This window comes from Echinicola salinicaeni, assembly GCF_014280965.1.
Classification (GTDB): domain Bacteria; phylum Bacteroidota; class Bacteroidia; order Cytophagales; family Cyclobacteriaceae; genus Echinicola; species Echinicola salinicaeni.
Window position 1 is genome coordinate 214622 of the sequence record NZ_JACODZ010000003.1, and the last position, 14376, is coordinate 228997.

The 14376-nt window shown below is 39.2% G+C and carries 13 protein-coding genes and 1 riboswitch; of the genes, 10 read left to right on the forward strand and 3 right to left on the reverse strand.

From position 1 onward, the window contains the following. Nucleotides 1-10: 10 nt before the first annotated feature. From H7U17_RS06715 to H7U17_RS06730, 4 genes are all read left to right on the forward strand, one after another. Entirely contained in the window at nucleotides 11-1459 is a 1449-nt protein-coding gene (locus H7U17_RS06715) for a purine-cytosine permease family protein (protein ID WP_230981296.1), read from the forward strand. A gap of 12 nt (nucleotides 1460-1471) precedes the next feature. Then, nucleotides 1472-1654: a hypothetical protein gene (locus H7U17_RS06720; protein ID WP_186755896.1), complete on the forward strand. Its 183-nt coding sequence runs from the start codon at nucleotides 1472-1474 to the stop codon at nucleotides 1652-1654. A gap of 95 nt (nucleotides 1655-1749) precedes the next feature. Beyond that, nucleotides 1750-2658: an alpha/beta hydrolase gene (locus tag H7U17_RS06725; protein WP_186755897.1), complete on the forward strand. Its 909-nt coding sequence runs from the start codon at nucleotides 1750-1752 to the stop codon at nucleotides 2656-2658. A gap of 144 nt (nucleotides 2659-2802) precedes the next feature. Beyond that, nucleotides 2803-3864, forward strand: coding sequence for a GntR family transcriptional regulator (locus H7U17_RS06730; RefSeq protein ID WP_186755898.1), 1062 nt, complete (start codon nucleotides 2803-2805; stop codon nucleotides 3862-3864). A 31-nt stretch (nucleotides 3865-3895) separates the two neighbouring features. Here the strand turns inward: H7U17_RS06730 and H7U17_RS06735 are convergent, their stop codons facing one another. Next, entirely contained in the window at nucleotides 3896-5197 is a 1302-nt protein-coding gene (locus tag H7U17_RS06735) for a voltage-gated chloride channel family protein (protein ID WP_186755899.1), read from the reverse strand. A gap of 33 nt (nucleotides 5198-5230) precedes the next feature. Further along, a riboswitch (Fluoride riboswitch) is annotated at nucleotides 5231-5300 on the reverse strand. A 57-nt stretch (nucleotides 5301-5357) separates the two neighbouring features. Between H7U17_RS06735 and H7U17_RS06740 the strand changes: the two genes are divergently transcribed. Then, on the forward strand, nucleotides 5358-6251 hold the full coding sequence (locus H7U17_RS06740; RefSeq protein ID WP_186755900.1) for a TIGR01777 family oxidoreductase: 894 nt from the start codon (nucleotides 5358-5360) through the stop codon (nucleotides 6249-6251). A gap of 181 nt (nucleotides 6252-6432) precedes the next feature. Here H7U17_RS06740 and H7U17_RS06745 read toward each other — a convergent pair whose 3' ends face one another. Beyond that, nucleotides 6433-6609, reverse strand: a complete 177-nt coding sequence (locus H7U17_RS06745) for a PLDc N-terminal domain-containing protein (RefSeq protein ID WP_186755901.1) — start codon at nucleotides 6607-6609, stop codon at nucleotides 6433-6435. A 134-nt stretch (nucleotides 6610-6743) separates the two neighbouring features. On the opposite strand from H7U17_RS06745, the gene H7U17_RS06750 reads away from it, so the two are divergent. Together H7U17_RS06750 and H7U17_RS06755 are read left to right on the forward strand one after the other, a co-directional pair. After that, the gene (locus H7U17_RS06750; protein WP_186755902.1) at nucleotides 6744-9308 is read left to right on the forward strand and encodes a M14 family metallopeptidase; all 2565 of its coding nucleotides are present in this window, start codon (nucleotides 6744-6746) and stop codon (nucleotides 9306-9308) included. Between the two features lie 274 nt (nucleotides 9309-9582). Next, nucleotides 9583-10086, forward strand: a complete 504-nt coding sequence (locus H7U17_RS06755) for a hypothetical protein (RefSeq protein WP_186755903.1) — start codon at nucleotides 9583-9585, stop codon at nucleotides 10084-10086. 73 nt (nucleotides 10087-10159) lie between these two features. Here H7U17_RS06755 and H7U17_RS06760 read toward each other — a convergent pair whose 3' ends face one another. Continuing rightward, nucleotides 10160-10438 carry an acylphosphatase gene (locus H7U17_RS06760; RefSeq protein WP_186755904.1) on the reverse strand — a complete coding sequence of 93 codons (279 nt, stop codon included), beginning with the start codon at nucleotides 10436-10438 and terminating at the stop codon, nucleotides 10160-10162. Between the two features lie 181 nt (nucleotides 10439-10619). Here H7U17_RS06760 and H7U17_RS06765 point away from each other — a divergent pair, with 181 nt between their 5' ends. From H7U17_RS06765 to H7U17_RS06775, 3 genes are all read left to right on the forward strand, one after another. Beyond that, nucleotides 10620-11720 (forward strand): vWA domain-containing protein, encoded by a 1101-nt coding sequence (locus H7U17_RS06765; RefSeq protein ID WP_186755905.1) that lies wholly within the window; start codon nucleotides 10620-10622, stop codon nucleotides 11718-11720. 2 nt (nucleotides 11721-11722) lie between these two features. Then, complete coding sequence (locus H7U17_RS06770; RefSeq protein WP_186755906.1) at nucleotides 11723-13249, forward strand: P-loop NTPase family protein; 1527 nt, start codon at nucleotides 11723-11725, stop codon at nucleotides 13247-13249. A 457-nt stretch (nucleotides 13250-13706) separates the two neighbouring features. After that, nucleotides 13707-14159: a PH domain-containing protein gene (locus H7U17_RS06775; protein ID WP_186755907.1), complete on the forward strand. Its 453-nt coding sequence runs from the start codon at nucleotides 13707-13709 to the stop codon at nucleotides 14157-14159. The last annotated feature ends 217 nt before the right edge of the window (nucleotides 14160-14376 follow it).

A 14376-nucleotide genomic window follows, 5' to 3' on the forward strand; every position in this document is an offset into this window, starting at 1 on the left:
AAATAGAAATATGTCCCAAAAAAATAACCTAGTAAAGAAGCTAGAAGCTGTCAATGAACACGAAAGAGAGCCTATTCCAAAGCATGAACTAAAAAGTTGGAAAAGCTTTGTAGGAACTTATGCTGGTGAACATACAGCAGGAACCGAGTTTGTTTTAGGGCCGCTATTTGTCGCCCATGGTGCAAGTGCCATTGATTTGGTGACAGGGCTTATAATTGGGAATATTTTAGCTGTTTTGAGCTGGGCTTTTTTAACAGGAAAAGCAGCCACTAAAACTCGGCTCACTTTGTACTTTCAACTTGAAAAGATCGCTGGTAGTCGATTTACCATGATCTATAATTTGGTCAATGCAGTGGCCTTTTGTTTTTTGGCCGGGGCCATGATTACAGTGGCAGCAACGGCAGTGGGCATTCCTTTTGATATGGCCATGCCAGCACTCAATGATACACTTCCTACCAGTGTGGGCTTTGTCATTACTGTTTTTGCCGTTGGGGCCATTACTACGGTCATCGCTATGTTTGGCTTTAACCAAGTGGTGAAATTTGCCAATATTGCAGCTCCTTGGATGATCATGATTTTTGTTGCAGCTGCTGTGGCCGTTTTGCCGCGGTTGGGGATCAACTCCATCAGTGATTTTTGGCCTGTAGCCAAAGAGACTATCTGGTCAGGCCAACCTTTGGAGGGAAATACCAAATTTACTTTTTGGCATATCATGTTTTTCGCATGGTTCTGTAATATGGCCATGCACATTGGGATGGCAGATATGTCCATATTAAGGTATGCAAAGAAATGGACGGCTGGTTTTGCGGCCTCTACAGGTTTGTTTTTAGGACATTATGTTGCTTGGATCGCTTCAGGTATCCTATATTCCCTGTTCCTTTTGGAATCAGACAATAGCTTGGTGTTTGCTCCAGGACCAATTGCTTATGAAGCAGTAGGTATTGCCGGGGCTATTTGTGTGATCATTGCTGGTTGGACGACTGCCAATCCTACCTTGTACCGGGCTGGTTTGGCCATACAGTCCATCAATCCCAAGTGGAAAACATGGAAAGTGACTTTGTTTGTAGGTTTGATCACGACGATTGCAGCTTGTTTCCCCGCATTGATGATGCAGTTGTTGGACTTTGTGGCCCTTTATGGCTTGGTATTGATGCCTTTGGGTGCTGTTGTATTCATTGATATTTTCCTTTTACCAAAAATGGGACTGAGATCAAATTTTGCAGAGTTTAATAATAGTTCTTTTAATCCGGCAGTAGGTATTACATGGCTAATCACTTTGATATTCTGCGTAGGTCTTAACTTCTTTGGGGAAATTGAGATCTTCTTCTTAGGACTCCCTGGCTGGTTTGTGGCAGTAATCGTTTATTTGATCAGTAGCAAACTAGTACAAAGAAACCATAAAGACGAGCCAAGTCCATCAGTAGTCAAAAAATCAAGAAAAACAGTTCCCATCTCCTAAAATAACCTGATTATGAATAATATATTTAAAATCATTTCATTTATCGCATTGGGATTGACCATTGTACCCTCATTTTTAGTGTTTTCAGGTTCGATCACAGCAGATCTTTGTAAAACACTCATGTTTGTCGGTACAGTGGTATGGTTTCTTTCCGCACCAAAATGGATGAATAAAAAACAGGAAGCCCAGACTTAATGTAGCTTTTTTGAATAATTTGAAGCAGTTAAGTCTTCCTTGACAAAGCTAAAATTCCTATATTTTGGACTTTCAAAGTAAAACAGTACAACCCAATGCCTAAAATTCAATATATAATAGCCAGTATCCTGTTGGCTATACCCATTATTTGCACTGCTCAGCAAGAGACATTTCCTCTTTATTCAGGTGATGCCCCAAATACAAAGGTACTTTTGGACAAGGATGTAATTGGTAATGGTGGAAGAATAGAAAGGGTAGCCATCCCCCAGATAACAGTTTACAAGCCCCAAAAAACAGCGAGTAATGGTAAGGCCATTTTGATATGCCCGGGAGGGGGATATGGAATTATCGCTATTCAGCATGAAGGACATCAGATAGCCAGATGGTACAGTGAGAGAGGATATACTGCAGCGGTACTTAAATATAGGCTACCAGAAGAAGCCCTCCTTAATGAGTCTTGGAATGTCCCTTTGATGGATGCAGAAGAAGGTATTCGATTTTTGAGAAGAAAGGCAAAAAAATGGCATTATGACAGCGATAAGATTGGAGTTTTAGGGTTCTCAGCAGGAGGCCACCTTGCATCATCTGTTTCTGTTCATAATCATCCTAACAAGGACAAACAACCTAGTTCAAGACCTGATTTTAGTGTTTTGGTCTATCCAGTCATCAGTATGGATACAAGTATTACCCATCAGGGATCGAGACATAATTTGTTGGGCGAAAAGCTTAATTCAGATCTTGAAAATTACTTCTCCAATGAAACGCAAATAAAGAATACTACGCCTCCAGCTTTTTTGGTTCATAGTTGGGACGATACTGCTGTGCCTGCAGAAAATTCCATCAGGTATGCCAAAGCACTTAATCAGGAGGGCATTAAAAGTGAACTTCACCTCTTTGAAAAGGGAGGTCATGGATACGGAAAAGGAAATATTGAAAGTCACGGAAATGCTTCCCGTTGGTTGGAATTGAGCGACCAGTGGATTTCAGATCTGTTTTCAGAATAATTGAACAGCATATAATCATTTGTGGTAAGCATCAATGCTTGCCAAAGAGTAGTTAACCCTAAGCTTATTTTAATTCTAGATTTTGCGATACTTCGATATCGTGCAGGTAGAATTATGTTTTATTGTTAACAAACTCTTGAAATTATGATATTAGTTGAAAAAAGCCTATTACTTAAGATTGACGGTAAATCCAGAATCCCAAAATACCAGCAAATTGTAGATTCCATTATCAAGAATATAGAAAATGGGGCATTGATGGTGGGCGATAAGCTTCCTTCCATCAATGATATCAGTGAGGAATATTATCTTAGCCGAGATACAGTAGTGAGGGCCTATAACCTTCTCCGTGAAAAGAAGATTATTACTTCAGTGGTCAGCAAAGGTTTCTATGTAAACAAAGCAGTAAATAGTTCTAACCACAAGACACTTTTTATACTCAATAAACTCAGTAACTATAAACTGGAGATCTTTAATACTTTTGTTAATAGCATGGGGTCAGACAACCAGATCGACCTACGTATTTATCATTGTGATTCCCAATTATTGGTAAATATTTTGGAAGAGAATATGGGTGCCTATGACCATTTTGTATTGATGCCTCATTTTAAAAAGGACGCTGAAAACCATGCTCATGTCCATTGCAATGAACAGGTTCTAGAATGTTTAAAGAAAATTCCAAAGGACAAATTGGTGATCATGGACAACTACCTGCCGGAATTGGGTGAGGATATTGCCTGTATCTATCAGGATTTCAAACAGGATATATATCAAGCCATGGAAGAAGCTTTACAAAAACTGAAGAAATATAATAAGCTTATTTTGGCTTTTCCTGATAATCCAATCTATCCCTATCCCAAAGAAATCAAGCAAGGTTTTTTGAATTTTTGTAATACGCATGATTTTGATGCGGAGGTCCTTGACAAGATTTATCCAGACATGGAATTACAGGAAAAAGATGCTTATATCATTATTGATGAAAATGACCTGGTCAGCTTGGTGAAGCAAACACGTGATAGGCAATTTGAAATTGGCAAAGATATCGGTGTCGTTTCTTACAATGACACCCCGCTTAAGGAATTATTTGAAATTACGGTAATATCCACCGACTTTGAACTGATGGCAGAGTCAGCCGCCTATATGATCAAAAAATATAAGCAGGAGCTGGTGCCAAATATATTTAGATTTATAGATCGGGGTTCTTTGTAGTTTTGAAAATTAGCTGTCTAAAAGCTTAGGCTTATTCCAGTTTTCCTAAGCTTTTTCCTTTATTATGCTCTAATGAACTGTGTTTGGGAGATCCGATGACCTGAGAGCCATAGATGCCTGAATGCCCGCTAAATAAATAAGCGACTACACAGGCCAGGCCTACATAAACGCCAGATTCTGCTCCAAAAAGCTCTATACCCATCAGGGTGCAGGAAAGTGGCGTATTGGTAGCGCCAGAAAATACAGCTACAAAACCCATCCCGGCCAATAGGGCCATAGGTAAAGGAATCATTCCTGATAACATATTACCCAAGGTAGCACCGGTATAGAATAAGGGGGTCACTTCGCCTCCTTTAAATCCTGCTCCCAAAGTCAGGGAGGTAAATCCTATTTTGGCCAGAAAATCATACCAGGGCAGCTCAGAATTAAATGCTTCTACTATGGAGGGAACTCCCAGTCCAATGTATTTGGTAGTACCGATTAAAAATACCAATGCTGCCACCATGACCCCTCCCACTACAGGCCTTAAAGGAGGATAGTGGATTACTTTTTTAAATATTTCTGCCCAGAAGGTGGTAGCTTTGGCAAATAACCTTCCTGCGAGACCAAAGCAGATGCCTGCTGGAATAATCCAAAGTACATTGACTAAGTTCAAATCAGGGATAAACGGGATTTCATAATGGGTATGATGAGCTGCCCAAAAATCCGTACAGGCATAATCGGCGACATAGGCGCCCAAAAAGGCTGGTAAAATAGACTCATACCTTACCCTACCAATCATCAGCCATTCCAAAGCAAAAATCGCCCCAGCCAAAGGGGTTCCAAAAACAGACGCAAAGCCTGCTGCTACCCCAAGTGTAATGACTGTTTTTCTGTCAATGGGTTTTAATTTAAACCATTTGGTAAATTGGTCTGCAATCGCACCGCCCATTTGTACAGCTGTTCCCTCTCGTCCTGCAGAGCCTCCGAAAAGATGGGTGGCTATGGTACCAAAGAGCACTAGGGGAGCCATGCGTAGCGGTATGGGTTTTAAAGGATTGTAAAACTCCTCCAATAATTGGTTGTTTCCCTTAACCACAGATTCACCAAATCGGTGGTAGACCCAACCTATAATCAGTCCCCCAAGTGGCAATAAAGCTATAATATATAGATTCTCTTCCCTGTAGTTCGTTGCCCATTGCAGGGCAAACAAGAAAAATGCAGAGGCTGAGCCCACCAGCAATCCTATAAAAATGGCCAAAACCAACCATTTTATGGTATAGAGGAAGCTTGGATAAAATTCGGTTTGGATAAAACGCTTAAAATGTATCAATTCTCGTGCCCTCTCCAACATAAGTATATCAGACTAAATTAAGTTTTCAGATGAGTTGAAGTAGGAGTCATCAGCACTGAAAAATCAGAGCAGTTAAAGGTGGTACCCCATCACCTGAGGCAAATATAGACTTTTTTCTTAACTTAAATCGATCTGCATAGTTATTGAACAAAAAGCGCTTATGAAAAATATTTTAATCACCGGAGGGTCTGGATTGGTTGGGCAAAAGCTCACCAAGTCTTTGGAACAGTTAGGATACCAAGTTGCTTGGCTTAGCCGCTCTCCTGAAAAACAGTCCCAAAAATCATTTAGTTGGAATATTCGTCAGAAGAAAATTGATCTGGCCTCATTGGAATGGGCGGACGGCATTATACACCTTGCAGGAGCAGGAGTGGCTGAAAAACGTTGGACAGCTGCGCGAAAAAAGCTGATTTTGGAAAGTAGAACGATGTCTGCCCAATTGATCTTCGAGCAGCTGAGGACGATGGAGAATAAACCCGAGGTGTTGGTCTCAGCCAGCGGAGCCAATTATTATGGTTTGGACAATGGTGAGCAATGGCTTACAGAAGAAGATCCTGCAGGGAATGATTTTTTATCTGAAGTAGTCGTCAAATGGGAAAAGTCAGTAGATCAGTTCAATAGCCTTGGCATTCGAACGGTCGCTTTGAGGACAGGAGTTGTCTTGGCAAAAGAAGGAGGCGCTTTGCCCCAAATGTTGCAGCCACCAGTAGCAGCACCTCTCGGCAGTGGAAATCAGTATATGAGTTGGATTCATATCCAGGATTTGGTGGATATGTTCATTTATGCTTTGGAGCACAAAAACCTCAAGGGTCATTATAATGGAGTTTCTCCTATTCCTGTAACCAATAAAGTACTTACCCAAAGAGCAGCCAAGTATAGCGGCAAGCCATTTTTGCCCCTTCCAGTTCCTGGATTTATGTTGAAAATTATTCTGGGAGAGATGGCAGGGATGATTTTGGGTGGAAATAAAATCTCTGCAGATAAAATTATCAGTTCTGGTTATAAATTTAAATTCACAGAAATAGATCATGCTTTAAAAGACCTTTATTCATAAAGCATATTCAATTAGATGATTATCCGTTTTAACACTAGTAAACCTATTTCTCACAGCCTGTCCCGATTTATCGGGAGATTCCACGGATTAAATTAGTATTTCTGAAAGATATGTATTCTCTTTTTAGGGATTGTTTTCAATGGTAAAACGTACTGGTGCAATTGCGGATATACATATTCAATTATAAATAAGCACGTCCCCTTCCGATCAGAAACCACAAGAGTGTTCCCAGACCTGGTAAGATGATGACGATTATCAGCCAGGTCACTTTATCCTTATCTTTGTGGAACCGGCTATTGATGACGTCATAAACTGTAAAAACATAAATAATTATTCCAATGGAACCTAATCCTAGCATAGGTGATGTTTTATTTATATAAGAAAATTAACTTTCAAATAGTTTATTTTACCTTGAAAATGAATTTACCTAATTTTTATGAGAATTTTAAGGAGCTTTGGGGACGTAACGCTCAGTTCCAAAAATTTAAACCTATGATCAAAAGAATATTAACCCTGTGTTTGGGCCTGCTGGCATTTTCTGTTACTGCCCAAGAAAATGTGGAATTATCCTACTATCTGAAACCAGGATACAGTTATAATCCCGATATCCCTACCCCAGCCTCCGTACTTGGCTTTGAAATTGGGGAATGGCATGTAAGTCATGATCAGATTTATATGTATATGGAGAAGTTGGCTGCCGCTTCCGAAAGAGTTAATCTGGAAGTAACGGGCAGAACCTATGAAAATAGGCCATTGATGATGTTGACTATCAGCCACCCGGATAACCTTCAAAGGCTAAATGCAATCAAGTTTCAGCGTTCCCAGTTAAGGGACCCTTCACAATCCGGAGAGGTGGATATAGAAAATATCCCTGTGGTAGCATATATGGGCTATTCCGTTCATGGAAACGAAGCCAGTGGAGTCAATGCATCCTTGTTGGCAGCATATCATTTTGCAGCGGCAAACGAGATAGACGAGGAACTGCAAAATGTCGTGATTTTGTTAGAACCTGGGATCAATCCTGATGGGATCAACCGTTTTGCCTCTTGGGTCAATTCAAATCGAAGCATACATATGAATGGTGATCCGATGAATAGGGAGCTGAATGAAGCTTGGCCTAGGGGGAGGACTAACCATTATTGGTTTGACCTAAACCGTGACTGGCTACCGGTTCAGCATCCTGAATCCAGGGCACGGATTGCTAAAATTCAAGAATGGAAACCCAATTTGGTTTTGGACTTCCATGAAATGGGGACAAACAGCACCTTTTTTTTCCAACCTGGAATACCTAGTAGAAATCACCCACTTACTCCAAGAAAAAACTTTGAACTGACTGAAAAAATAGCCCAATACCATGCGAAATACTTGGACGAAATTGGCTCACTTTATTTTACCCAAGAAAATTATGATGATTTTTATTACGGGAAGGGTTCTACCTATCCTGACGTTCAGGGGCAGGTAGGGATTTTGTTTGAGCAGGCTTCCTCCAGGGGGCATTTACAGGAAAGTGTAAATGGTCCTTTAAGCTTTCCCTTCACCATTAGAAATCAATTTACTGCAACACTTTCTTCTTTTGAGGCGGCGGTAGCAATGAGAAAGGAACTGAATAGTTATATGAGGGATTTCTATTTGGATGCTAAAAAGGAAGCAGATAATGATACCAATAAGGCCTATATCTTTGGTACTCCAAAGGATAAAGGAAGAACCAATCATTTGGCTGATATGATTCTTCAACATGATATCAATGTTTATGGGCTCAAGGAAGATATTAATATCAATGGCGTGGATTTTAAGGCCAATCAATCCTATATCGTACCACTTAACCAGCCTCAATATAGGTTGATCAAAGGAATGTTTGAAACTAGGACTGAATTTCAGGACAGTTTATTTTACGATGTTTCGGCCTGGACACTGCCAATGGCTTTTGATATGCAGTTTATGGCTGTAAACAGTAGGATTCTAAACCTTGCCAATGTAGAGGAAGTAAGTAGCATTCCCCAGCATCCCGTAGGGGAATTAAAAGGAGCTGCCGGTGCATATGCATATGCGTTTGAATGGGGAGAATATTATGCACCAAAAGCCTTATATCAATTGATGGAAAAGGGCTATAATGTAAGGGTCAGTCATCAAGAATTTGAGGAAGGTCCTGACAATAAGTTTAGCAGAGGGACTATTTTAATTGATAAGGGGACCAGTCAAATTACTGATCAAGATTTTTTTGAGGATCTTCAGCAAGTGGCCCAACAAACGGGAGTTAATATTTCTGCTGTTAACACAGGTTATACTGGCGGGATCAATTTGGGTTCTCCGAGCATATCGGTACTGCAAAAACCCAAAGTAGCATTGTTGGTGGATAATGGTGTCTCAAGCAGCGAAGCAGGTGAAATCTGGCATTTGTTAGACCAAAGGATGGAAATGCCCATCACCCTATTGCCCACAAACCTCTTTTCTTCCGCTGACCTGCACAGGTATAATGTGATCATTATGCCGAATGGCAATTACGCTGGGATCAACCAATCTGGTGCCGAATCTCTGAGGAACTGGGTGAAAAATGGAGGTACGTTGATTGGAAGAGGAGGAGCGTTGAATTGGATCAATAAAAACAAAATAGGGGAATTCAGCTTTAAAACTGAAACCGAAAAGGACAGTACGCTACAGAAAAAATATGCAGATCTGGCAAATGATCGTGGTGCTAAAGTAACAGGAGGGGCCATATTCAAGGTGAAACTGGACCTTAGCCATCCCCTGGGATATGGCTATCAGGATGAAAACCTCTATACTTTCAGGAACAGTAATCAGTTTATGCTGCCTTCTACCAACCCCTTTGCCAATCCATTGATTTATACTGACAGCCCTTTGGCCAGTGGTTATGTGTATCCATTTAATTTGGAACAAATGAAAAACACCGCCATGATACGCATTTCTGCAAATGGAAGAGGAAAGGTCATTGGTTTTGTGGATAATCCTAATTTCCGTGCTTTCTGGTTTGGTACCAATAAGCTGTTTTTGAATAGCATATTCTTTGGCAGCACCATCAGTAGTAGCTCTGCCAGATAATAGAGATAGGATTGCCCATTAAAAAGGTAAAATCTAAATTTTAAAAGCCCCTCGATTACACGAACCGCTACAAATTATTTGTTTTGTGTTTTGTCTGTAGTCGAGGGATGTTTTTTTGTGTCTGAATTTAAGTTGTTGTGATTCATTGTCTTACTTTATTCTATTATATGATCCATTTTTTTAAATAATTGCCAGGCTTAAAAAAGCACAATTTTTCCCTTTCGATTGTCCAAAGAAAAGCTTAATTTGCGCCATAATTTTCGTGTGCCATATAATGATTCAAAAACTATTTCCTTTAGATAAAAACTATATCCTTAGACAGGCTCAATCGAGCATGGAGGATAAACTATTGGAAGTCATGGTGAGCGAACTAAAAGCCTCTTACAAGTCCCTTTACAATCCCCTTGGATTGGTGGAAAGTACTTATCAGCAAATTTTAGAGACAGAGACTTTTCCTACAGACAGAATTAGGGTAATCTATCAGCAACTTTCGGGAATTTATAGGTTCAAGTATGGTTCCAACCAATTGGAGTTTCTTTTTGATGGCCGTAGCCATTTGGAAAAATACCAAGAAGACTGGGAGGAGCATTTTGTGCTTTGGTTGAGAAAACTGGGGACACATGAATCTTATGTCAAGTGCATGCTGAGAATGACCTTGCTTTTTGATACTGAAAATAGGGCTGAATTTGCAGAAAACCGCTGCAAAAGCTTCATTAATGAGTTTTTTGATCTTAAGATTATCAAAAGAAAAGGTGAGTTAAAACTCAAAATAGCTTAAACAGTCCTCTAAGGCCTCATATGGTCGAAATGAATTGCCTTCGTTATTTCCAGTTTTTTTATAAATGAGTGCTTCATTCATTATTATAGGTGATCTCAAAAGACTCAAACTTCAAGTTATAACCTTCTTCCAAGATCATTAATTCTGAAACATTGGACCTTGAAGGGCCTACTCTCAGCCAGGCCTCCATCAGCTTGAGCTGCTCTTCTTCTCCTTGGATAATGGTCATAACAGATCCATCAGCTTCATTTCTCACCCAGCCTTTAAGGCCCAGTTCTTTGGCTTTATCTTGAGTTGATTTTCTAAAAAACACGCCCTGAACCTTTCCGATAACTTTGATTTTTTTATACATAGATTTTAAAAACGTCCATGTAGACAAAGTTAAGAAAGATCAATTTCTTTAAAACAACAATTTCATTCTCGTGTGATTATTTGTAACTTAAACCAAGGCTAAAGCAATAATAATTAATAAGTCTTGCAAAAATCTATTATTTTCTAAACTTGCTACCCAGCTATCTTGTTATCTCTTCTGTATGAAAGGATTTAGATTTACCAAATACACCCCTAATAAGGATCCCAATAAAAGTACCTTTGAAAATTTGCTAGAAATCTTCCTTCAGTTGGTAACCATGACTGGTGGTGATGTAGCTGAGGCTTTAAGCTGGCTTACAAACTTGGATAACCGATATGGGCTTACCAATCCTTCCTATGGTATCGGAGATTTTATAGATGACCTCAAAGACAAGGGTTATTTGACCGAGGAAAACCAAAAGGGGGAGTTTAAGATTACAGGGAAGTCAGAGCAGGAGATCAGAAAAAGTGCATTGGAAGAAATTTTCGGAAAGCTCAAAAGAGGCAATAGGGGACAGCACCGGACCACCCATTCAGGATTGGGAGAAGAAAGGGGCACAGACCGGAGGCCTTTCCAGTTTGGTGACAACTTGGAGCAAATAGCACTCACAGACTCTTTGAGAAATGCCCAGGCCAATCATGGTTTTGGTGGGGACTTTTTATTGACTGAAGATGATTTGGAAGTGACAGAAAATGAATATCGCACTCAGACCAGTACGGTTTTGATGATCGATATTTCCCACTCCATGATACTATATGGGGAAGACCGGATTACCCCGGCCAAGAAAGTAGCTATGGCATTGGCAGAACTGATCAAGACACGCTACCCCAAGGATACACTTGATATAATAGTTTTTGGGAATGACGCTTGGCAAATTGACATCAAGGACTTGCCTTATTTACAAGTGGGGCCTTATCATACCAATACAGTGGCAGGCTTGCAGTTGGCTATGGACCTGTTGAGAAGGAGGAAGAATCCCAATAAACAGATCTTTATGATCACGGATGGTAAACCTACTTGTTTGAAAGTGGGGATCAAATATTACAAAAACAGCTTTGGGATAGACAGTAAGATTTTGAACGAAACCCTCAAGCTCGCTGCGCAATGCCGAAAGCTTAAAGTTCCTGTGACCACCTTTATGATTGCTTCCGATCCATATCTTAAGGAGTTTGTTCAGGAATTCACCAAAGTAAATAATGGCAATGCCTATTATAGCAGCCTTAAGGGGCTGGGACACTTGATTTTTGAAGATTATAGACGCAACCGTACAAAACGCTTTTGAGCATGACATATCAGCAATTGACCAGTAAGGATTTATTGAAAATAAAAACATTGGGAGAACTCAAGGCTGCTGGCTATCAAGCCCAGTCTATCAAAGAGGAGCTCCGACAAAATTTGATCAGAAAAATCAAAGCCAAAGAAAATGTCTTTGAGGGAATTTGGGGCTATGAGGATACGGTAATTCCGGATATTGAAAGGGCCATCTTGTCCAGGCACAATATCAATTTTCTGGGATTGAGGGGACAAGCAAAAACGAGGATAGCCCGCCAAATGACCCTTTTATTGGATGAGTATGTACCGGTGGTCAAAGGCTCGGAATTAAATGATGATCCCTTACAGCCACTGACAAGCTATTCCAAGGACTTGATTAATGAAAAAGGAGATGAAACACCTGTTTCCTGGTGGCATAGGGAGGAGAGGTATACAGAAAAGCTGGCTACTCCAGACGTGTCAGTTGCCGATCTAATTGGGGATGTAGACCCTATTAAAGCGGCTACGATGAAGTTATCCTATAGTGATGAAAGGGTCATCCATTATGGTCTGGTACCTAGATCTCATCGGTCAATTTTTGTGATTAATGAATTACCGGATTTGCAGGCGAGAATACAGGTAGCCCTATTTAATATTCTTCAGGAAGGGGATATACAGATCAGGGGCTTTAAACTTCGACTGCCACTCGATATTCAGTTTGTCTTTACTGCCAATCCGGAGGATTATACTAATCGAGGTAGTATAGTCACCCCTTTAAAGGACCGAATAGAATCCCAGATCATCACGCACTATCCAAAAAATATTCAAATAGGAAAACAGATTACCGGCCAAGAGGCAAAGCTTCACGGTAAGCCTATTGAGCAGATCCATGTGCCAGAACTAATGAAAGACCTGATTGAACAAGTTGCTGTAGAGGCAAGGCATAGTGAATATGTAGATGAGAAAAGTGGGGTTTCAGCAAGGTTGACCATCACGGCCTATGAAAATTTACTTTCAGCAGCTGAGAGAAGGTTATACCTCAGTGGAGAAAATAATACTGTTACCAGAATTGCAGACCTGATTGGGATTATTCCTTCTATTACTGGAAAAGTTGAGTTGGTATATGAAGGAGAGCAGGAAGGTGCAGGGCTGGTAGCTTATAATCTTATAGGGAAAGCCATAAGGACTTTGTTTGCTTCCAAATTTCCTACACCAGAGCAAAAGAAAAAAGATAAAGAAGGAAACCCTTATATATTGCCTTTATCTTGGTTTGGAGAAGGTAACCATCTGGATATTTTAGCCTCCCAAAACGATAAAGAATATAAAAAAGCCTTACATCAGGTGCCTGGCTTAGAAAAGATCACTACTGATTTTGTTGAGTCATTGCCCGAAAAAGAAAAGGAATTTTATATGGAATTTGCCTTACATGGTCTAGCCGAATACAGCCAACTCAGTAAAAAACTACTGGATACTGGTATGCAGTTCAAAGACCTGTTTAGCAGTATGTTTGATATGGAAGCGCCTAACGAGGATGACTTTGATGAAGATGATTTAAATTGAAAATATTAGTAAATATCATTTATCTTATGGTAGTAAAAAAGCACAGAAAATCTTCTGTGCTTTTTCAAATAGATGGGACTAATAGAAGTGCCATAAATATATTTTCTATCAGTCTCTATTAATCTTTTTTAAAAGATCTAAAGTCTATACTTATTAGGTGATTTTTATAGAAAAATAATAAGATAAAATGTTTTGTGCCAGTAGATAAGTACACTAAAAATGTAAAGCATTCATATTTAAAAAGCTTTAAAATCATCTGCTTTTCTATAAACTGGATTAAAGCTATTTAGTATAAACTACGTTAAACTGTAAATAAAGGTGCTTTATTTGAAATTGAATAGCGTTTTATTTGATTCCATCATTTTTTTTAGATAATATTATTAAAACTGATATTGATAGTAGATTCAAAATCCCTGAAGTATGGTAAATATCTAGGGATAAACTGAAATATTCTTTAATGAAGTCATTCAAATCAAAGTTTGGATATGAGGTAATTTTATTATTGGCGATACCTTTTGGTTTGATCGTTGGTTATCTGTTATATAAAAATGCAGCACTGACCCCAATCATAATATTAAGTGCATTTTTTTTCTTAATTCTGTCATTTATTGTTTATCTCAATTTTTCGACATCTTACACCATCACTGATAGTGGAATATTGAAAGTCAGGTGTGGATTTATCATCAACAAATGGTATGATATTGATAAGATCCGGGGTATTTCAAAAACAACCAGTATTATTTCTTCTCCAGCTCCTTCATTAGATAGGATAGAAATTATTTATGGGAAAAATCATTGCATAGTGATATCACCAAGGGATAAAATTGGTTTCTCCAGAGAATTGGTAAAAATTAATCCTCATATCAAAAATAAGCTGATCATGCATGAATCTAATAGAATGATCTTATAACCGAGAACCATTCCCTTAATTTTTTTGTGTAATCTAATTATTCCTCATAATGAGAGTAACTGTCAGTCCTTCGCTTAAGTACTTGAAAAACTGTACAGTTTTTGGCGTAACTTCCAGTGTAACTACGATTATAGCTATTAAATAATTTTTACATCTATAAATGATACAATTTATTTATAACCAGCATGTTTGAGTATAAATGGTTAAATTAGTAATT

Coding starts and splice junctions, on each gene's coding strand:
- H7U17_RS06775 (WP_186755907.1), top strand. CDS start 13,707: ATGAAGTCATTCAAATCAAAGTTTGGATATGAGGTAATTTTATTATTG.
- H7U17_RS06720 (WP_186755896.1), top strand. CDS start 1,472: ATGAATAATATATTTAAAATCATTTCATTTATCGCATTGGGATTGACC.
- H7U17_RS06730 (WP_186755898.1), top strand. CDS start 2,803: ATGATATTAGTTGAAAAAAGCCTATTACTTAAGATTGACGGTAAATCC.
- H7U17_RS06760 (WP_186755904.1), bottom strand. CDS start 10,438: ATGTATAAAAAAATCAAAGTTATCGGAAAGGTTCAGGGCGTGTTTTTT.
- H7U17_RS06725 (WP_186755897.1), top strand. CDS start 1,750: ATGCCTAAAATTCAATATATAATAGCCAGTATCCTGTTGGCTATACCC.
- H7U17_RS06750 (WP_186755902.1), top strand. CDS start 6,744: ATGATCAAAAGAATATTAACCCTGTGTTTGGGCCTGCTGGCATTTTCT.
- H7U17_RS06765 (WP_186755905.1), top strand. CDS start 10,620: ATGAAAGGATTTAGATTTACCAAATACACCCCTAATAAGGATCCCAAT.
- H7U17_RS06745 (WP_186755901.1), bottom strand. CDS start 6,609: ATGCTAGGATTAGGTTCCATTGGAATAATTATTTATGTTTTTACAGTT.
- H7U17_RS06735 (WP_186755899.1), bottom strand. CDS start 5,197: ATGTTGGAGAGGGCACGAGAATTGATACATTTTAAGCGTTTTATCCAA.
- H7U17_RS06770 (WP_186755906.1), top strand. CDS start 11,723: ATGACATATCAGCAATTGACCAGTAAGGATTTATTGAAAATAAAAACA.
- H7U17_RS06715 (WP_230981296.1), top strand. CDS start 11: ATGTCCCAAAAAAATAACCTAGTAAAGAAGCTAGAAGCTGTCAATGAA.
- H7U17_RS06740 (WP_186755900.1), top strand. CDS start 5,358: ATGAAAAATATTTTAATCACCGGAGGGTCTGGATTGGTTGGGCAAAAG.
- H7U17_RS06755 (WP_186755903.1), top strand. CDS start 9,583: ATGATTCAAAAACTATTTCCTTTAGATAAAAACTATATCCTTAGACAG.